The 19,380-nt window shown below is 69.1% G+C and carries 17 protein-coding genes; 11 read left to right on the top strand and 6 right to left on the bottom strand.

Annotated elements, in window-relative coordinates; all coding sequences use genetic code 11:
* The first annotated feature begins 37 nt into the window (after nt 1-37).
* The 3 genes from rpsA to VGO10_RS02405 are packed head-to-tail and all read left to right on the top strand — an operon-like array spanning nt 38 to nt 2,985.
* The gene (gene rpsA / locus VGO10_RS02415) at nt 38-1,648 is read left to right on the top strand and encodes a 30S ribosomal protein S1 (RefSeq protein WP_327464768.1); all 1,611 of its coding nucleotides are present in this window, start codon (nt 38-40) and stop codon (nt 1,646-1,648) included.
* A gap of 12 nt (nt 1,649-1,660) precedes the next feature.
* Nucleotides 1,661-2,329, top strand: coding sequence for a dephospho-CoA kinase (gene coaE, locus VGO10_RS02410; RefSeq protein ID WP_327464766.1), 669 nt, complete (start codon nt 1,661-1,663; stop codon nt 2,327-2,329).
* Nucleotides 2,326-2,985, top strand: a complete 660-nt coding sequence (locus tag VGO10_RS02405; RefSeq protein WP_327464764.1) for a lytic transglycosylase domain-containing protein — start codon at nt 2,326-2,328, stop codon at nt 2,983-2,985. The genes coaE and VGO10_RS02405 overlap by 4 nt, the downstream gene beginning before the upstream one ends.
* Before the next feature lie 100 nt (nt 2,986-3,085).
* On the opposite strand, the gene VGO10_RS02400 is transcribed toward VGO10_RS02405, so the two are convergent.
* From VGO10_RS02400 to VGO10_RS02385, 4 genes are read right to left on the bottom strand one after another with little or no spacing between them, the layout of a single operon-like run.
* Nucleotides 3,086-4,330 (bottom strand): sugar ABC transporter permease, encoded by a 1,245-nt coding sequence (locus VGO10_RS02400; protein WP_327464762.1) that lies wholly within the window; start codon nt 4,328-4,330, stop codon nt 3,086-3,088.
* The gene (locus tag VGO10_RS02395; RefSeq protein WP_327464760.1) at nt 4,327-5,103 is read right to left on the bottom strand and encodes an ATP-binding cassette domain-containing protein; all 777 of its coding nucleotides are present in this window, start codon (nt 5,101-5,103) and stop codon (nt 4,327-4,329) included. Before VGO10_RS02395 ends, VGO10_RS02400 begins: the two co-directional genes overlap by 4 nt.
* A 27-nt stretch (nt 5,104-5,130) precedes the next feature.
* Entirely contained in the window at nt 5,131-6,258 is a 1,128-nt protein-coding gene (locus tag VGO10_RS02390) for a sugar ABC transporter substrate-binding protein (RefSeq protein ID WP_327464758.1), read from the bottom strand.
* Between the two features lie 54 nt (nt 6,259-6,312).
* The gene (locus VGO10_RS02385; RefSeq protein WP_327464756.1) at nt 6,313-7,527 is read right to left on the bottom strand and encodes an ROK family transcriptional regulator; all 1,215 of its coding nucleotides are present in this window, start codon (nt 7,525-7,527) and stop codon (nt 6,313-6,315) included.
* 234 nt (nt 7,528-7,761) lie between these two features.
* On the opposite strand from VGO10_RS02385, the gene VGO10_RS02380 reads away from it, so the two are divergent.
* From VGO10_RS02380 to VGO10_RS02370, 3 genes are read left to right on the top strand one after another with little or no spacing between them, the layout of a single operon-like run.
* Complete coding sequence (locus tag VGO10_RS02380) at nt 7,762-9,177, top strand: hypothetical protein (protein ID WP_327464754.1); 1,416 nt, start codon at nt 7,762-7,764, stop codon at nt 9,175-9,177.
* Complete coding sequence (locus VGO10_RS02375; protein ID WP_327464752.1) at nt 9,177-9,908, top strand: PulJ/GspJ family protein; 732 nt, start codon at nt 9,177-9,179, stop codon at nt 9,906-9,908. Before VGO10_RS02380 ends, VGO10_RS02375 begins: the two co-directional genes overlap by 1 nt.
* Complete coding sequence (locus VGO10_RS02370) at nt 9,908-11,527, top strand: hypothetical protein (RefSeq protein WP_327464750.1); 1,620 nt, start codon at nt 9,908-9,910, stop codon at nt 11,525-11,527. The genes VGO10_RS02375 and VGO10_RS02370 overlap by 1 nt, the downstream gene beginning before the upstream one ends.
* On the opposite strand, the gene VGO10_RS02365 is transcribed toward VGO10_RS02370, so the two are convergent.
* Nucleotides 11,524-11,832: a metalloregulator ArsR/SmtB family transcription factor gene (locus VGO10_RS02365; protein ID WP_327464748.1), complete on the bottom strand. Its 309-nt coding sequence runs from the start codon at nt 11,830-11,832 to the stop codon at nt 11,524-11,526. The genes VGO10_RS02370 and VGO10_RS02365 overlap by 4 nt on opposite strands.
* A gap of 82 nt (nt 11,833-11,914) precedes the next feature.
* On the opposite strand from VGO10_RS02365, the gene VGO10_RS02360 reads away from it, so the two are divergent.
* The gene (locus VGO10_RS02360; protein ID WP_327464746.1) at nt 11,915-12,874 is read left to right on the top strand and encodes a DMT family transporter; all 960 of its coding nucleotides are present in this window, start codon (nt 11,915-11,917) and stop codon (nt 12,872-12,874) included.
* Between the two features lie 8 nt (nt 12,875-12,882).
* On the opposite strand, the gene VGO10_RS02355 is transcribed toward VGO10_RS02360, so the two are convergent.
* Nucleotides 12,883-14,385, bottom strand: coding sequence for an amino acid permease (locus VGO10_RS02355; RefSeq protein WP_327464744.1), 1,503 nt, complete (start codon nt 14,383-14,385; stop codon nt 12,883-12,885).
* 79 nt (nt 14,386-14,464) lie between these two features.
* On the opposite strand from VGO10_RS02355, the gene uvrB reads away from it, so the two are divergent.
* From uvrB to VGO10_RS02335, 4 genes are all read left to right on the top strand, one after another.
* A complete protein-coding gene (gene uvrB, locus VGO10_RS02350; protein WP_327464742.1) occupies nt 14,465-16,489 on the top strand; it encodes an excinuclease ABC subunit UvrB in 2,025 nt (674 codons plus the stop codon).
* Nucleotides 16,490-16,491: 2 nt separating this feature from the next.
* Nucleotides 16,492-17,253 (top strand): A/G-specific adenine glycosylase, encoded by a 762-nt coding sequence (locus VGO10_RS02345; RefSeq protein ID WP_327464741.1) that lies wholly within the window; start codon nt 16,492-16,494, stop codon nt 17,251-17,253.
* 62 nt (nt 17,254-17,315) lie between these two features.
* Nucleotides 17,316-18,185: a DivIVA domain-containing protein gene (locus VGO10_RS02340; RefSeq protein WP_327464740.1), complete on the top strand. Its 870-nt coding sequence runs from the start codon at nt 17,316-17,318 to the stop codon at nt 18,183-18,185.
* 96 nt (nt 18,186-18,281) lie between these two features.
* On the top strand, nt 18,282-19,367 hold the full coding sequence (locus VGO10_RS02335; protein WP_327464739.1) for a hypothetical protein: 1,086 nt from the start codon (nt 18,282-18,284) through the stop codon (nt 19,365-19,367).
* Nucleotides 19,368-19,380: the final 13 nt, after the last annotated feature.

The raw sequence follows: 19,380 nt of genomic DNA, 5'->3' as shown, positions 1-19,380 counted from the left end.
CCCATGTGCGGTTTCGCGCTACCCTCTCTGGTCGCACATGACCCAGACCATCACACCTACCCCCGAGGCGAAGATCGTCGAGGGCAGCAATGGATTGCTGCTCGAAATCGACGGTCATATCGTCCCGAATTACGACGCTACGTTCTCACCCTTTGAAGAGGGTGACGTTGTCAGTGGCCGCGTAGTTCGCATCGATAACGACGAGGTTCTCGTCGATATCGGCTACAAGTCCGAGGGCGTTATCCCCTCGAACGAGCTGTCGATCCGCAAGAACGTGGATCCGCATGACGAGGTGGAGCTCGGCGAAGAAGTCGACGCCCTCGTCCTTACCAAGGAGGATCAGGACGGCCGCCTGATCGTCTCCAAGAAGCGCGCGCGCTTCGAGAAGGCATGGCGCAACATCGAGGCCGCTGCGGAGTCGGGTCAGCCCGTCACCGGCACGGTCATCGAGGTCGTCAAGGGCGGACTGATCGTGGACCTCGGTGTCCGCGGCTTCCTGCCTGCCTCGCTGGTCGACATTCGCCGGGTGCCCAACCTCGATGAGTACATGGGCCAACCGATCGAGTGCAAAGTTATAGAGCTTAATCGGTCGCGAAACAATGTGGTCCTGTCGCGACGGGCCGTGCTGGAAGAGGAGCGCAAGGAGCAGCGTCAGGAGATCTTGGATCGCCTGCAGCCTGGCCTTGTTGTCGAGGGCGTTATCTCGAACATCGTCGATTTCGGCGCGTTCGTGGATCTGAACGGCATCGACGGACTCATCCACATCTCCGAGTTGTCGTGGTCGCACGTCAACCACCCCTCGGAAATTCTGAACATCGGTGACACCGTGCAGGTCAAGGTCCTTGACATCGACCGTGACCGCCAGCGCATCTCCCTCGGTCTCAAGCAGACCCAGGAGGATCCGTGGCAGCGGGTCGTCGACACCTACAACGTCGGTGACGAGCTCGAGGGCACCGTCACGAAGGTCGTCACGTTCGGCGCGTTCGTCGAGATCCTCGACGGTGTCGAGGGCCTCGTGCACATCTCCGAGCTTGCCGCCCATCACGTGGAGAACCCGCGTGAGGTCGTCCAGCCGGGCGACGTCGTGCGCGTGAAGATCCTCGAGATCGACTCCGAGCGGCGCCGTTTGTCGCTCTCGATCAAGCGTGTCGAGGGTCAGGTCCTGCCGAGCGAGACCCGCGCCCGCGAGGCCGGCCTCCCGCTGCCCGGCGAGGGCCAGCCGCCCGCCAGTGCCGGCGATCTGGACGACGTGGCCGACCTCGGCCTGTCCGAGGACGTCTTCGCCGGTCAGGGCGATCCGGACGCCGCGGTTGCGGTGGACGGCGCTGAGGCTGAGGCCGATGCGATCGACCCCGCCGACGCTGCCGCCGAGGAGTCCGGGCTGCCGATCGAGGCTGCCGGTGACGCCGAGGTCGAGGCCGCCGACGAGCCGGTCGCCGAGGCCAGCGACGAGCCTGCCGAGGAGGCCGCGGTTGCGGTCGCCGACGAGGAGCCGGTTGCCGAGGCATCGGTCGACGCCGAGGGCGACGCGCCCGAGCCTGCCGACGAGCCCGCCGCCGAGGCGAGCGACGAGCCGGCCGCCGAGGTCGAGGTCGAGGCCACCGACGAGCCGGAGGCCGCCGCATCCGGCGACCAGCCGGACGCGTGAAGGCCGCGGCTCGTGGCCGCATTCCCTGAGCAGGACGCTTCACCCAGCGGCCGCACCGATTCCGGTGCGGCCGCTGGTCGTCGCAGTGGGGTGCCCTTCGTCGCGCTGACCGGCGGGATGGGTTCGGGCAAGTCGACCGCCTGCGCGGCGCTGGAGCGCCTCGGTGCGGCGACGATCTCGACCGATGCCGTCGTGCACGGGCTCTACGGCTCGGCCAAGGTGCGCGATGCCGTCGTCGCGCGCTGGGGCGAGGAGGTCGCGCCCGGTGGGGTCGTCGATCGCGGTGCGATCGCCCGCCATGTCTTCGGCGCACCCGCCGAGCGCGAGTGGCTCGAGGGGCTGTTGTGGCCGCTGGTCGGCGAACGTGTCTGGGCGTTCAAGCTGGAGCAGGAGGCTGCCGACCCGGCGCCGAAGGCCGCGGTGGTGGAGACCCCGCTGCTCTTCGAGGCCGGCATGGACGGCATCTACGACGCGACGATCGCGGTGATCGCCGACGAGGACGTGCGCCGTGAGCGGGCAGCCGCGCGGGGGCACGAGGCCGTCGACGAGCGCGCCGCACGCCAGCTCTCGCAGGACGAGAAGGCGCAACGTGCGACCTTCGTGGTGCGCAACGACGGTACGGAAGCTGACCTCGAGGCCACGCTGTCCTCGGTGCTTGACAAGCTGGGCCCCGTCGCATGAGCACCCGCACCGCCGCCGCCACGCGCCGCAGTTCCCCGGCGCCCAGGGTTGCCGAACGCCGGCGCCGCGCCCAACTGCGCCGCCGTCGTCTGATTGCGATCGCCGCGGCGGTCGGCGTCACGCTTGCCGCCGTCTTCGCGCTGCAGCCGATCTTCCACCACGCGGTGCGCGAGATCGCGCTGCCGCTGCGCCACGAGGACATCATCCGCCAGCAGGCCCGCGACAAGGGCCTGGACCCGGCGCTGATCGCCGGCGTCATCTACGCCGAGTCGCACTTCATCGACGGCCGCACATCGTCGGCGGGCGCCGAGGGGCTGATGCAGCTGACGCCGGCAACGGCGCAGTACATCGCCCACAAGTCCGGCGGGACGGCCTTCCGCGTCTCCGATCTCGGCACCGCCCAGGTCAACATCGCCTACGGCGCGTTCTACCTGCGCTACCTGATGGCGCGCTACGGCTCCGACGTGCCGCTGGTGCTCGCCGCCTACAACGCGGGCGAGGGCAACGTCGACAAGTGGATCGCGCAGGCCCGCGCCAAGGACAAGGCCTTGGACATCAGCGCGATCCCATTCGGCGAGACGCGCAGCTACGTCACCAAGGTGCTCGACGCGCGCCGGCAGTACCGCACGCAGTACCGGTCAGAGCTCGGGCTCTAGGCCCAACGGCGCGAGCGCCTCGGCGACGGCCCGGTCGAGGGACGACCCATGGTCGCTCGGCGACCACGAATCGTCCCTCGACGCGCGTGGGGCGGGTGGCTCAGACGCGACCCGAGGCTGCGCGGCCCATGCGAGCGGCGGAGTCCAGCACGACGGCCCCGAGCAGCACCGCGCCCGTGACCATGAACTTCGTCGCCGACGTGTAGGCCAACAGATCCATGCCGTTGGAGATCGAACCGATCACCAACGCGCCCAGCAGCGCGCTCCAGACGTTGCCGCGGCCGCCGAAGAGCGACGTGCCGGCGATCACGGGGCCGGCAATGGAGTTCAGCAGCAGGTCTGAGCCGCCCGACGACTGGTTGACGGCGAGCAGGCGGGAGGCGGCCATGATGCCGCCGACCGCCGCCATCGACGACGCCAGCGAGAAGACGACGACGCGCACGCGAAAGACGTTGATGCCCGAGCGACGCGCCGCCTCCATGTTGCCGCCGACCGCGTAGATGTGGCGCCCGAACTTCGTGCGCCGCGTCCAGAAATCGAAGGCCGCGACGAAGCCGAGCAGGATCAAGACCGCCACCGGGACGCCGCGGTCCTGGTTGGCGACGTAGACGAACAACAATCCGGCCAGCGCGACCGCGCCGATGCGGATGCCGACCAGCAGCATCGAGGGCGCGTTGAGCCCGGCGGCCACGCGCTTCTGACGGCCGCGCATGTTGCCCACGCCATAGAAGACGATGCAGACGATCGCGATGATCCAGCCGGTCGAGTCGGCCAGGAACTTGCCGGCCAGGTCGGTCAGCAGGCCGGGCTCGAGGTTCACGGTGCCGGTCTCGCCGAGCACCTTGAGCTGGAGGCCCTGCCAGCCCAGCAGTCCGGCGAGCGTGACCACGAACGTCGGTATTCCGAACCTCGTGGAGACGAAGCCCTGGAAGAAGCCGATCGCGGCGCCGACGCCGACGCCGGCGATGATCGCCGGGACGGGCGCCCAGCCGTGCTGGACACTGAGCACCGCGACGATCGCAGAGCAGACGCCGGAGACGGCGCCGACCGACAGGTCGATCTCGCCCAGCAGCAGGACGAGGACGACGCCGACCGAGATCAGCGCGACCGCCGTGATCTGCAGCGACAGGTTGACGATGTTGGTGGAGCTGAGGAACCGGCTCTCCTGGGACTGGAAGATCGCCCAGACGATTGCCAGCAGGAAGAGCACGCGCAGCGACCCGAGGTCGCCCGTGCGTATGCGGTTGAGGAAGTCGCGACCGGAGGTCGGCAGCGACTCCTTCTGCGCCGCGGCCGCGGTCTCGGGCTCGGCCGGCGGAGGGGTGGGGGCTGCGGTGGTGCTCACTGGGTCACCGATCCTTCCGTCTTGTGGCCGTTGTTTCCGGTGAGGCCCGTGATCGCCGCGACCACGTCCTGCTCACTGGCCGAGGCGACGTCGAACTCGCCGCCGTCGGCGCCCAAGCGCATCACGAAGATGCGGTCGCAGACATCGAAGACGTCGCGCAGGTTGTGGGAGATCATGATGACGCCGAGGCCGCGGCCCTTGAGCCGCTTGACCAGCGCCAGCACCTGCGCGGTCTGCGCGACGCCGAGCGCCGCGGTCGGCTCGTCCAAGATCACCATCTTGGGCTCACCGAGCAGCGAGCGGGCGATCGCCACCGACTGGCGTTGACCGCCGGACATAGCCCCGACTTCGCCGCGAACCGACTGGATCGTGGTCACCGAGAGCTCCGCAAGCAGCTCGTTGGCCTTGTTCTCCATGGTGACCTCGTCCAGGAGGCCACCAGCGATGGCCTCCCGTCCGAGGAACAGGTTCTCGACGACGTCGAGGTTGTCGCACAACGCCAGGTCCTGGTAGACCGTCGCGATCCCCAGGCCCGTGGCGTCCTGCGGGGTGGTGACGCTCTTCGCGCCACCGTCCCACAGGTACTCCCCTTCATCAGCGGGGTGGATGCCCGAGATGACTTTGACGAGCGTGGACTTGCCGGCGCCGTTGTCTCCGACGAGGCCAACAACCTCGCCGGGCATGACCCGGAAGTCCACGCCGTTCAGCGCACGTACAGCGCCGAACCTCTTGGTGATCCCCCGCAATTCCAGCAGGGGCGTGGTCTCCGCCATCTCGAGCTCCTCCTCAGGACTGAGTGGTTACTGGATACCCGCGGACTTGCAGGCGGCAGCGTACTGCCCGGCGCAGATCTGAGCGGCCGTCCAGAACTTGTCCTTGATGATCGTGTCGTTGATGTTGTCGACGGTGACCGCGACCGGGTCGAAGATCACCGAGGGCACGTTGCCCGCGCTGCCGTTCGGCGTCTGCACGTTGATCGTGCGTGCGTTCGGCCGCTTGCCCTGCACCAGGTCGACGGCCAGCTGCGCGGCGATCTCGGCCTGCGGCTTGATGGCCTTGTAGACCGTCATGTACTGGTCGCCGGCGACGATGCGCTGGACGCCGGCGAGCTCGGCGTCCTGGCCGGTCGTCGGGATCTTCTGCGGGTCGACGCCGTTGGACTTCATTGCGGCAATGGCGCCGCCGGCGTTGCCGTCGTTGGCCGCGTAGACGCCCACGAAGCCGTTCTTACCCAGCGCCGTGATCGCCTGCTCCATCTCCGACTGCGCCTTGTCTGGCGACCAGTCAGGCGTGTCGTACTCCTTGGCGACCTTGAAGCCGCTGCCGTCGATGACGCTGTGCGCGCCCTCCTTGAACAGCTTGGCGTTGTTGTCGGTCGGGGCGCCGTTGATCATCACCAGCGAGCCGGAGGTCTTGCCGTCCTTCTTGAGCTTGTCGATCAAGCTCGTCGCCTGCAACTTGCCGACCTTGGCGTTGTCGTAGGAGATGTAGTAGGCGACCTTGGAGTTGCTGATCAGCCGGTCATACGAGATGACCGGGACCTTGGACTGCGCCGCGCGCGTCACGATGGCCGCGGCCGAAGCTGCGTCCACCGGGTCGAGCACGAGGACCTTGGCGCCCTGCGTCAGCGCAGCCTCAGCCTGCTGCTGCTGCTTGGACGCGTCCTGGTCGGCGTTGGAGTAGATCTCCTGGCAGTCCGGGCAGATCTCCTTCAACTTGCGCTCGAAGTTCGGACGGTCCTGTGACTCGTAACGGGCCGTCTTGGACTCGGGCAGGAGCAGCGCGATCTTGCCGCTCTTGGCGCCACTGCTGGCGCTCGTGCTCGAACCGGTGTTCGAGCTGTTGTCGTTGTTGTCGCTGCCGCAGGCGGCGACACCGAATGTGAGGGCTGCGGCTGCGATGACCGAAACCCATTTCGTACTACGCATGGAAAGCACGCTCCTCCTCGAGGTGCAGGGGACAGGGACTAGGGAAAGTTCGGTTCACGCCTGGACCTCGGCGAGGTGGTCGACGGGCGTGGAGAAGGTCTCTGCGTCCTGGAGGACGAGCGCGAGCGCGCCGAGCACCTGGGCGCGGTCGCCGAGCGGGCCGTGGTGGACTTCGACGTCGTCGCCGGCGCTGGAGATCGCGTGGCGCTGGCACTCCTGGCGCAGCGGGTCGAGCAGGACGTCGCCGCAGGCCGCCATCTCGCCGCCGACGACGATGCGGCTCGGGTTCAGCAGGTTGACCAGGTTGGCGACGGCGCGGCCGATGTGGCGGCCGGCGTCGGCGACGACACGGGTCGCGGCGGGGTGGCCGTCGAGCGTGAGCGCGACGACGCGGCCGAGCGTGAGGTCGGTGCCGAGCGTGGGGCGCAGCAGCTCCACGGTGGCGGCACCGCTGGCCAGCGTCTCCAGGCAGCCGCGGTTGGCGCAGCGGCAGACTGGGCCGTGCTCGTCGATGATCGTGTGCCCGATCTCGCCGGCGGTGCCGCCGGCGCCGACGTAGAGGCGGCCGCCGAGGACCAGCCCGGCGCCGATGCCCGTCGCGAGCTTGAGGTAGATCATGTCCGCGACGCCGTCACCGGCGCCCCAGACGTGCTCGGCGAGCGCGCCGAGGTTGGCGTCGTTGTCGACGCGGACCGGCAGGCTGAGGCGGTCGCTCATCGCGTGCGCGGCTGCGACGCCGACCCAGCCGGGGAGGATGGAGGTCGAGCCGACGGTGCCGGTGTCGGCGTGCACCGGGCCCGGGAGGCCCATGCCGACGCCCAGCACGCAGCTGCGATCGACGCCCGCCTGCGCGAGGGCGGCCTCGACGAGCGCGCCTGCGGCTTCGAGGCCCTGCTCGGCGCGATGGTCGCTCGGCAGTTCCTGGCGCATCTCCGACAGGACGGTATGGCCGAGGTCCGCCACAGCCACCGTGACGTGGCTCTTGCCGAAGTCGACGCCCACCGCTGCGCCCGCGCGGCGGTCGAGAGAGACCAGGACCGGCGGCCGGCCGCCCTGCGCGCCGGGGGCCGAGGAGTGGTCCACGCGCTCGGCGACGAGGCCGTCGCGGACGAGGTCGCCGATCAACGAGGAGACGGTCGTCCGCGACAGGCCGGTACGCCGGGCAAGCTCGGCGCGACTGGTGATCCCTGCGACGCGGAGTGCGCTGAGCACTCTCCTTCGGTTTCGCTCGCGCAGGGACTCGAGCGATCCGGAGCCCTCATGACCCATCTCAAGTTCGACCTTCTCACGCACGGGAAAGGTTTGTCAAGAGACAGTGCGAACTGGCGCGGGGCCGTGCGTCGCTTTGTCCACCACGCGACAGAACCACCCGCCGACCGGGTGGATGTGGGGGAGGTTGCTCACCTGCCGTCGTCGACGGAGATCTGGTCAGCAGCCGGACTCGTGGACGTCCGTACGACTGGGCTACACCCGCGGCGTCCTGCTGCCGACTTTCAGGGAGTGATGCCCGGCATCTCCCGCCGCCGAAACCTCTCGGCACCACCAAGCGCCCGCGATGAGGCCGGTTTCGCGCTGATCGAGGTCATGGTCAGCGCCGTGCTGCTCATCGTGCTGTCGCTGTCGACGCTGTCGGTCATCGACCGCGCGCACTCGACCTCTTCGAACAACCGCTCGCGCGACGTGGCGGCGCAGATCGCCCAGTCCGAGCAGGACGTGCTCCGCCAGATGCCGATCTCGTCGCTGGCGGGCGGGTACCACACCGTCAACGTCCCCAGGGTGGTCGGCAACATCACCTACAGCGTGAGCTCCGACGCCGACTGGGTCACCGACAGCGGCGGCGCCGTGACCTGCTCGACCACCGGGCGCGTCGCCTACCTGTCGAGCACGACCACCGTCACGTGGCCGGGCATGGGCACGGTCAAGCCGGTGACGGTCGACGCGATCGTCGATCCCGGCGTCGCGGCCTTGGGCGCCAACAAGGGCGCGCTGACCGTCCTGCTCAGCGGGGCCGACGGCACCGGCACCGAGGGCATCACCGTGACCGCCGACGGCATCTCCTCGGTGACCGACGAGAACGGCTGCGCCGTCATCGCCAACCTGGACGCCGGACCGCAGACGCTGACCTACAACACGGGCGGCTACGTCGACAAGGACGCCAAGCAGTCCGTCAGCAAGCCAGTCACCGTCGGCGCCGGAACGATCGCGCAGGCCACCGGCTTCTACGACTCGGCGGGGCAGATCAACGCCACGATCGTCGATGACTCCACGCCGGCGCAGCCGGCCAAGTGGGTGGGATCCGTCGCGTTCGATCACGCGCAGCGCTCCACCCCCACGCTCTTCACGGCGACGATCGATGGCACACAGTCGAATGCGTCGACCGCCGTGTTCCCGTTCGCCTCGTCTTACAAGGCGTTCGTCGGTAACTGCACGGGCAACGACCCCTCGAACACCCTATATACCAACGCGGGCGCCGCCCCGGGAGCGCAGGTGAACCCGGGCCAGACGAAGTCGGTGACCGTGACGATGCGGAAGGTGACGTTGAACGTTGGGAACGGGACGGACGCTGCCGCTACGAAAGTTCTGGTCACGCCTGAGACCACCGCACCTTCCATGTCTCCGGCGGCGCCCGCGGTTGGGTGCACCGGGACCTACACGGTCAACAATCCCGCGCTCGATGGCACCGGCAACATCAAGTTCCCGCTCCCCTACGGGGTGTGGCGTGTGTGTGGCTCCAAGTTGATGTCCAACGGCCAATATCAGCAGAAGTCGTCCACTGCCTGGGGGACATCAGGCAGCGCCGCACCGTTTGTCGTGACCACGCCGACCACCACCGGTGCGTACGCGCCAGACACCTCGGTGACTTTCACCGCCTTCTCAGGCAACGGCAACAAGGGCGCCCTGCCCCCGGTCACATGCTGATGTCCACCCGCCGCCTCCGCAACGACCAGTCCGGCTTCAGCCTCGTCGAGCTGCTGATGGCGATGGCCCTTGGGTCGATCGTCCTCACCGCGCTCATGACGGTCTTTCTCGGCGGGATCAAAGGCACGGTGCAGATCAGCGATCGCGTGGACGCGCTGCAGCGCGGGCGCATCACGATCGACCGGATCACCACGCTGCTGGACTCGCAGACCTGCCTGCTGAGCGACAGCGGCGTCGGTCAGTCGCCGATCCTCGACGGCCAGGACAGCCAGGTGTCGTTCTACGCGTCGCTCGGCGTGGTCGACAGCGACCCGACGATCTACCGCCTGCGCTATGACGCGGCGAGCAAGGGCTTCTACGAGGACCGCTTCCTCCCGGTCCGCAACGCTTCCGGCGTCCTCGGCTACCCCAGCTATCCGGCGAGCCCCGACTCCAGCCGCATCATCGGGACGAACATCCTCCCGGTCGCGGCGGGGACGCCCATCTTCAGCTACTGGCGGTTCATCACCACCAACGGGCCGACGCTGGGCATGGTCGATCCGACGGCGCTCACCACGCCGCTGTCGGGCGCATCAGAGCTCGCTGCGGTGCGCGTCACGATCTCGTTCGTCACCCAGCCGGAGCACACCAACGGCTCCACCGCCGATCTGCGCGCGACGTCGGTGGTCAACGGCGTCGCCACCGTGGGCAGCGCCAATGCCGGCGAGCCTTCTAAGGGAGTCAACTGCTGATGTGGATCCTGGAACGCGTGCGACGGATGAAGCGGCTGGCCGGACGCCAGGACGGCTTCACGATGCTCAACGTCATGTTCGCGATGATGGCGCTCGGTACCTTCAGCGTCTCGGCGTGGGCGCTGTCGACCGGCGACATTCCGCTGGCGCGCGCCGATCAGGATCACAAGCGCGCCTACGAGGCCGCCCAGGCGGGCCTGCAGTGGTACTCCTACGAGCTGGACCGCGACTCCGCCTACTGGACCAAGTGCGACACCGCCCAGATCAGCCCCGGCGTGCCGGCGCCCGTCAACATCGAGGGCGCCAACCCGCGCAAGTGGGCGAACCTGCCCGGCGGCTCGAAGTACACGCTCGAGATCATGAAGAAGCGCGACACGAGCGGGAACCCGACGACGGCCTGCTCGACCGCGAACGCCGTCGGCACGGCGCTGCAGAACAACACGCTGCGCATCCGATCGACCGGCAAGGCCAACGGCATGACGCGCAGCATCGTCGCGACCTTCAAGCGCCGCAGCTTCATGGACTTCGTGTACTTCACCAACAGCGAGGCGCAGGATCCGATCGTCGGCGGCGGCACCGACGCCGTCTGCAGCTCCCAGCGCACCGCGCGCGGGAACAACTGCACCGAGATCACCTTCGTCGGCCCTGACGTCGTCAAGGGGCCGCTGCACACCAACGACAGCAGCGTCCTGACCGCCGGCGGCACGATCCAGTTCGGGCGTGACGGCCAGAACGACGCCTTCGAGGTCAACGGGCCCTCACCCGGCTACGTCGGCAGCGGCTCGCCGGTGTTCAAAGGCCCGCAGGTCTTCACGGCGGGCCAGATGGACCCGCCGCCCGGCAACGGTGCGCTCAAGGCGCTCGCGACCGGCTGGACCTTCACCGGCGACACCTGCCTGGTGTTCAAGAGCAACCAGACGGTCGACGTCTACCAGAATCAGAACTGGGCCGCGACCGGCCGCGTCACCTGCAACACGAGCAGCGGCGGCACGCTGACCAACAAGCCGCTCACCGGCGCCGGCGCGCCGCCCAACGGCGTCATCTACGTGCAGACCGACCCCGCCGTCGTGCCCAGCAACTGCGGCTACGACAAGTACCAGCGCTATCTCAACGACAAGGCCTGCGGTGACGTGGCCGTCTCGGGGACCTACGCCAACAGCGTCACGGTCGGCTCCGAGAACGACATCGTCGTCAACGCCGACGTCAAGCAGGCCGCCGGCAGCGACTCGATGCTGGGGCTGGTGGCGACCGGGTTCGTCCGCGTCTACCACCCGATCGCGGGCATCGGGTCCAGCGACTGTGGCAGCACCAACGACACGCCTGCCGGCTTCGCGGCGATCCAGCAGATCGACGCGGCGATCCTCTCGCTGGCCCACTCGTTCATGGTGGACAACTACATGTGCGCCAACTCCGAGGGCACGTTGACCGTCAACGGCGCGATCGCGCAGTCCTACCGCGGCGTCGTCGGCACCGGCAACGGCTCCACCGGCTACATCAAGAACTACAACTACGACGATCGCCTCAAGGTCCGCGAGCCGCCGAACTTCCTCGATCCGATCAAGACCAGCTGGCGGATCGTGCGCCAGGTCGAGCAGAAGCCTCCGACGACGACGCCCTAGGCGGGCGCCGGCTGAGCCTGCAGCACGGCCTCGAGCAGCCCCGGAAAACGGGCCTCGAGGTCGTCGCGTCGCAGCGAGACGTGGCGGTTGGTTCCTTCGATGCGGGTGCTCGTCACGCCCGCCTCGCGCAGGGTCTTGAGGTGGTGCGAGCGGGTGGACTTGCTGATCCCGAGCTCCATCGAGCCGCAGACCTGCTCGCCCTGGGCGGCCAGCTCGCGGACGATCTTCAGCCGCACAGGATCGCCGAGCGCCTGCAGGACGGAGGTGAGGTCGAGATCCTCGGTGTCGGGCTGGAACGGCTCCACGACCACAGGGTAGCGGATCGTTCGACATGCATCGAACAAGCTGCTACTTTGGTTCGACCTCCGTCGAACAAGGATGCTCCCCATGCCCCGGTTCCTTCCCTCCTTGCTGGCCGTCCTCTGCTGGGGCGGCATGTTCCCGATCGCCGACGCCGCGATGGACCACGTCGATGCCGCCCACATCACGTCGATCCGCTACGGCGTCGCGTCGCTCGTCTTCCTCGCGCTGCTGGCGGCCTTCGAGGGTCGCACGGCGCTGCGCTACGACGGCCGCTTCGGCCGCGCGCTGCTCTTCGGAACGCTCGGCTTCGCAGGCTTCAACCTGCTCTCCTACGCGGGGCTGCGGCACACCACGCCGCAGCACGCGTCGCTGATCGCGGCGACGCTGCCGGTGCTCACGGTCCTCACGCGCTGGCGCCTGACGGGCGAGCGGCCGTCGTCGCGGCTGCTGGCGTTCATCGGGGCGGCGTTCGCCGGGGTCGCGCTGGTGGTGGTCGGCGACGACCCGGCCGCTGCGGCCAAGGGCGGCGTCGGCGACCTGCTGGTGCTGGCCGGCGCCCTCTGCTGGGTGCGCTACACGCTGAGCGCCGCGAGTGAGTTCGGCGACTGGTCGCCGCTGCGCTTCACGGCGTTGAGCGCTGCGGCGGGCACGCTTTCGATCCTCTCGATCACCGCCGTCGGCGACATCAGCGGCCTGCTCTCGCCGCCGAACCTCGGGGAGGTGGGCGCCGCCGGGTGGGGCATCGCCTATGTGATCGTCTTCGGCGCCGTCGTCGCCGTCCTCGGCTGGAACGCGGGTGTCAAGCGGCTCGGCGCGGCCAACGCCGCGTTGTTCATGAACCTGGTCCCGGTGACGACGTTCACGATCCAGGCCGTGCGCGGGGCAACGCCCGGAGCGGTCGAGCTGCTCGGCGCGGCCGTGACGCTGGCCGCCCTGGTCGCCGCGAACGCGACGCTGCGCGCGCCGGCACCGGCGCCTGCGGTGAGCGAGGACGCGGAGCTGGAGGCGGTGCGCGCTGGAGTGGCCGTGCGCGTCGCGGCCTGAGCGCCGCGCTAGCGAGCCGGCGACACGGTCGCCGGCTCGCCGTCGCCGCGCTCGTCGTCGTTACCCACGCGTGAGTGCAGGCGGCCGTAGAAGGCGTATATCAACAGGCCGATCGCCAGCCAGATCCCGAAGCGCCACCACGTCGTGTCCTGCAGCTTGGTCATCAGGTAGATGCACAGTCCCGCGCCGATCAGCGGGAACAGCGGGACGAGCGGGACCCGGAACGGGCGCTCCATGTCCGGCTCGATCCGGCGCAGCACGATGACGCCGATGTTGACCAGCAGGAACGCGAAGAGCGTGCCGATGTTGACGAGCTCGGCGAGCTCGCTGAGCGGGATCAGCGCGGCCATGATCGCGATCAGGACGCCGAAGCCGACGATGATGCGCACCGGCACCTTGCTCTTCGACAGCTTGCTGAGCCAGCCGCCGCCTGGCACGAGACCGTCGCGGCACATCGAGAAGAAGATCCGCGTCTGGCCGTAGAAGATCGTCAGCACGACGCTGGTGATCGCGATCAGCGCGCCGAAGGACATGATGTCGCCGGCCCAGCTGCCGAGCCCGGCGCCGCTGCGGATCGCCTCGGTCAGCGGCGCGTCGGCGCCGGCCAGCTTGTCGGCCGGCACGAGGCCGATCGCCGCGATGGCGACCAGGATGTACACCACGGTCACGATCACCAGCGAGCCGATGATGCCGATCGGGAGGTCACGTTGCGGGTTCTCCGCCTCCTCGCCGGTGGTAGAGACCGCGTCGAAGCCGATGTAGGCGAAGAAGATCAGCGCGGCGGCGTCGACCGTGCCGTTGGTGCCGTGCGGGGCGAAGTCGTCGAAGTGGCTGCCGGTGAAGTGCGTGACGCCGACGACGACGAAGAACACCAGGATCAGCAGCTTGGTGAGGACGAGCACCGTGTTGGCCCGTGCGCTCTCGCGCACGCCCGCCATCAACAGGAACATGACCGCGATGACCAGGCCCGCGGCGAACAGGTTGACTGTGCCGCCGTCGCCGGGCGGCGCGGTGATCGAGGTCGGCAGCGGGATGCTGAAGAGCGAGTCGAGCAGGTCCTTCAGGTAGCCGCCCCAGCCGACCGCGATCGTCGAGACCGAGAACCCGTACTCGATGATCAAGTCCCAACCGATGATCCAGGCGACCAGCTCGCCGAGCGTCGCGTAGCTGTAGGTATAGGCCGATCCGGAGACCGGGATCGCGGCCGCCAGCTCCGAGTAGGAGAGCGCGCTGAAGATGCACGTGATGCCGGCCAGCGCGAAGCTCAGGACGATCGCTGGGCCCGAGTCGCCGATCGCCTCGCCGATGATCACGAAGATGCCCGTGCCGATCGTCCCGCCGATGCCCAGGGCCATCAGGTCGAGCGCGCCGACGGCGCGGCGCAGGCTGGACTGCTCGTCGTCGTCGGCTTTCAAGTGCTTGCCACGCTTGCGCGCGAAGATGCCGCCGAACGCGCCACCTCCGTGTGCGGGTGGTGCGTATCCGCCGCCGCGCCCTGCCGCCGTAGCCATGGGAGCAGGTGTTTCCGGGTCGTCGGAGCGTCAAACCGGACGCTGCGAGCCGGTCCGTGCGGGCGGCTAACCTCAGGGTATGCCGCCCTTCCGCCTCGATGCCGCCTACAGCCCGATGGCCGATCAGCCCAAGGCCATCGACGGCATCGTCGAGGCACTTGGCAACGGCGTCCCGATGACCACGCTGCTGGGCGCGACCGGCACCGGCAAGACCATGACGATGGCCTCGGTGATCGAGCGCGTGCAGCGCCCGACGCTGGTCATGGCCCACAACAAGACGCTCGCAGCGCAGCTCTGCAACGAGTTCCGCAGCTACTTCCCCGACAACGCGGTCGAGTACTTCGTCTCCTACTACGACTACTACCAGCCCGAAGCCTACGTCCCGAGCAAGGACCTGTACATCGAGAAGGACTCGGCGATCAACGAGGAGATCGACCGGCTGCGCCACGCGGCGACGGCCGCGCTCTTCGGCCGTCGCGACGTGATCATCGTCGCCTCGGTGTCGGCGATCTTCGGCCTCGGCTCGCCGGAGACCTACAACGACAACTTGGTCCTCCTCAAGAAGGGCGAGGAGGTCGACCGCGACCTGCTGCTACGCAAGCTGGTGACGATCCAGTACAACCGCAACGACCAGGCGCTGGGGCGCGGCACGTTCCGGGTCCGCGGGGAGGCGCTGGAGGTCTTCCCGGCCTACAGCGAGCGCACGGCCTATCGCGCGACGTTCTTCGGCGACGAGGTCGAGTCGCTGCAGGAGTTCGACCCGCTGACCGGCGAGCTCGTCCACGGCGACATGGAGCACGTCGGCATCTGGCCCGCATCGCACTACAACGTGCGCGAGGGCACGGTCGAGAAGGCGGTCGAGGAGATCGGGCGCGAGCTCAACGCGCGCTGCATCGAGCTGGAGTCCGAGGGCAAGCTGCTGGAGTCACATCGCCTGCGCCAGCGCACGCAGTACGACATGGAGATGCTGCGGGAGATGGGCTTCTGCAACGGCATCGAGAACTACTCGCGGATCCTCGACGGCCGGATGCCCGGCGACCGGCCGTACTGCCTGCTGGACTATTACCCCGAGGACTTCGTCCTGATGATCGACGAGTCCCACCAGACCGTGCCGCAGATCGGTGGCATGTACGAGGGCGACCGCTCACGCAAGCAGACGCTGATCGACTACGGCTTCCGGCTGCCGAGCGCGCTGGACAACCGGCCACAGACCTTCGACGAGTTCCTGTCGATCACGCCGCAGATGCTGTTCGTCAGCGCCACGCCGGGCAACTACGAGCGCGCGCACTCGGGCGCGACGGTCGAGCAGATCGTGCGCCCCACGGGCATCATCGACCCCGAGGTCGACGTGCGCGCGACGCGCAACCAGATCGACGACCTCATGAACGAGGTTCGCGAGCGGGTCGACAAGAACGAGCGCATCCTGGTCACCACGCTCACCAAGAAGATGAGCGAGGACCTCACCGACTACCTGCTCGAGATGGGGTTCAAGGTTCGCTACCTGCACTCCGAGGTCGACACGCTGGAGCGCATCCAGATCATCCGCGACCTGCGCCTGGGCGAGTACGACGTCCTGGTTGGCGTCAACCTGCTGCGCGAGGGGCTCGACCTGCCCGAGGTCTCGCTCGTGGCGATCCTCGACGCCGACAAGGAAGGGTTCCTGCGCGGTGAGACGTCGCTGATCCAGACGATCGGCCGCGCGGCGCGAAACGTCGATGGCAAGGTCATCATGTACGCCGACAAGGAGACCGCGGCGATGAAGGCCGCGCTGTCGGAGACCGACCGCCGCCGCGCGATCCAGGTCAAGTACAACGAGGATCACGGCATCACCGCGGCCTCGATCGTCAAGGGCATCAGCGACATGTCGGAGTTCCTGCAGGGCGAGAGTAAGACGCCGCGCGGCAAGCGCCGCTCCGACCGCAAGAAGGTCAAGACCGAGGCGATGACGTCGACCGAGCTCGACCGGACGATCATCGAGTTGGAGAAGGAGATGCTCGAGGCCGCCGAGGATCTGCGCTTCGAGTACGCGGCGCGGCTGCGCGACGAGATCCGGGAGCTGCGGCGCGACCTGCGGCAGCTGACCGACATGGAGGCGCCGGCGTAGGGGTGCTCGCCGAGGCGTTGTTGGAGTGGTACGGCCGCGAGGCACGGGATCTGCCGTGGCGGCGCACGCAGGATCCGTACGCGATCCTCGTCTCCGAGGTCATGTTGCAGCAGACGCAGGTCGCACGGGTCGTTCCGCGCTATCTCGCCTGGCTGGAGCGCTGGCCGACGCCGGAGGCGCTGGCGGCCGCGCCGGTCGCCGATGTCCTGGCCGAGTGGGTCGGGCTCGGCTACAACCGGCGCGCGCTGCGGCTGCGGGAGGCGTGCGCCGCGGTCGCCGACGGCGGCTGGCCTGAGGATCTGCGGACGCTGCCGGGCATCGGGCCCTACACCGCGGCGGCGGTCGGCGCGTTCGCGTTCGGGCGCGACGAGCTGCCGGTCGACACGAACGTCCGGCGTGTGTTGAAGCGCACCGGGTTCGCTCCCGCAGACACCCCGCCAGAGCTGGGCCAGGCGCTGATGGAGCTCGGGGCCATGGTGTGTCGCGCGCGCGAGGCGGCCTGCGGGGTCTGTCCGGTCGCGGCGTCCTGCGCGTCGGCGGGGACGGTGGTCTTTGCACCCCGGGGCCGCGCTGGCGACGGGGTGGTGCGCGAGCGCTTCGAAGATTCGAACCGCTGGGTCCGCGGGCGGATCGTCGAGGCGCTGGCGGCGGGCACCGAGCTTCCGGAAGGGATCGAGTTGGAGCGGTTGGAGCGAGCGATCGAGGGGCTCGTGCGCGACGGGTTGGTGCGGCGTGGCGCGGATGGGCTCAGCCTTCCGGCATAGATCGCGAGAGCATCCCGCCCTCGTGGGTCGGACCGACAGGTGGATCCTCTAGGGTTCGCCCCATGGCCCTGGATCGTCAAAGCATCGAGAAGCGCGACTTCCCCATCGGCCGGCGAGGCTACGAACCCGAGGCGGTCGACGCGCACCTTGCGCGCATCGCTGAGGAAGTCGAAGAGCTGCGGCGCCGGTCCGGTGGCGCAGCGGCGTCCGGTGGCGCTTCGTCGAGCCCCGCCTCCCTCGCGCAGGCCGCCTCCGAGCAGGTCCGCTCGATCGTCGAGGCCGCGGAGTCCAGCGCGGCGGCGATCGAGCGTGGCGCACAGGACGAGGCGCTGCGCATCCGCGACGAGGCCGAGTCCGACGCCCGCCAGACGCGCGACGAGGCCGTCGCCCAGAGCCAGGAGCAGGTCGGCAACGTCCGCTCCGTGACGACGCAGATGCTGCAGCGCGTCGACGCGATGGAGTCCGAGCTGGCCGGCCTGGTCGAGAGCCTGCGCACCGGTGCCAACCGCCTGACCGCCGACATGTCGCTGCTGGAAGGCGGCATGGGCGACCTCTATGACGCCGCTGGTCGTGGCGAGGTCGCCGCACCGACATCGGCCGCCCCGACGCCGCCGCGCTCCGCCGCGTCCGTGCCGCCGCCGGCTGCCGCCGAGACAGCCGACGATGCCGACGGCGACGGGCCGTTCGTCGCCGATGAGCCGGAAGCCGCTGAGGAGCTCTTCGTCGAGGAGACGGTGGTCGTCGAGGTGGCGGCGCCCGAGGCTGAGGCCGCGTCGGGCGAGGGCGACACCGAGGGCGCGCGCCTGGTCGCGCTCAACATGGCGCTCAACGGGACCTCCCGCGAGGAGACGGACCGCTACCTCGCCGAGAACTTCGATCTTGCCGACCGCGGCGGGCTGCTCGACGAGGTTTACGCGACGGTCGAGCCCTGATCGAGGGCGGCGCCCTCGATGGGACCGTCGTGGCCGCGTCGGTCGAGCCCTGAGGCTCGCCCGCAACTCCACGGGACCTCCGGAGTTCGGGGGCTGATGCTCCGTCTCTGCCTGTGCCTGCTGGTGGCGGGCGCGATCTTGTTCGCGCCCGCGATTGCCCCGGCCGCTGAGTCTGCTGTGCCGAAGGGCTTCTTCGGCGTCATGGTCAACGGGCCGCTCGACGATCCGGCGGTCGATCTCGATGCGCAGGCGGCGCAGATGAAGGCCTCCGGCGTCCAGTCCTGGCGCGTGGAGCTGTCGTGGGATCTGGTCGAGCCGGCGCCCGGGCAGTTCGCGTGGGCGGCGACCGACCGCAAGGTGCTGGCCGCAGCGCGGCAGGGGATCGATGTCCTGGGCCTGGCACTGCGCGCCCCGGCGTGGGCCAACGGCGGCAGCACGAACCCGTTTACGCCGCCGAAGCGGCCGTCGGACTTTGCGGCGTATCTGCGAGCGCTCATCGCTCGCTACGGGCCGCGCGGCTCGCTCTGGACCGAGCACCCCGAGGTTCCGCGCCACGCCGTGCGCGCGTGGGAGATCTGGAACGAGCCCAACCTGAAGGACTACTTCACCGCGCAGCCGTTCGCCAAGCCGTATGCGGCGCTGCTGCGAGCGGCCTACCCGGCGGTCCACGGCGCCGACCCGGGGGCGACGGTCCTGATGGCGTCGATGGCCAACTACTCGTGGCGCGACCTCGCCAAGCTGCTGTCGGTCGGCGGGCCACGGTTGCGCTTCGACGCCGCCGGCGCGCATCCGTTCTCGGGCCGGCCGTCCAACGCGGTCAAGATCGTGCGGCTCAACCGCGAGGCGCTCGATCGCCGCGGTTACGCCAAGGTGCCGCTCTGGCTCACGGAGCTGACGTGGTCCTCGGCCAAGGGCAAGAAGGTGCCGCTGACGCAGAACTGGGAGACGACCGAGGCCGGGCAGGCGTCGCGGCTGCGCGAGGTCTACCGGCTGCTGCTGGCGCAGCGGCGATCGCTGAAGCTGGCGCGGGTCTTCTGGTACACGTGGGCCACGCTCGACAACGGCTCGCCGAACTCGTTCGACTATTCCGGCCTGCTGCAGTACCGCCCGGACGGGACGTTCCGCGCGAAGCCCGCGCTGGGCGCGTTCCGGGCCGTTGCGCGGGCCGCCGAAGCGCGCTGAGCAGCGCTTTTTC

Origin of the sequence: Baekduia sp., assembly GCF_035996765.1 — a bacterium.
Classification (GTDB): domain Bacteria; phylum Actinomycetota; class Thermoleophilia; order Solirubrobacterales; family Solirubrobacteraceae; genus Baekduia.
The sequence above is the reverse complement of the archived record's forward strand: the minus strand, read 5'-3'. Positions and strand labels throughout refer to the sequence as shown.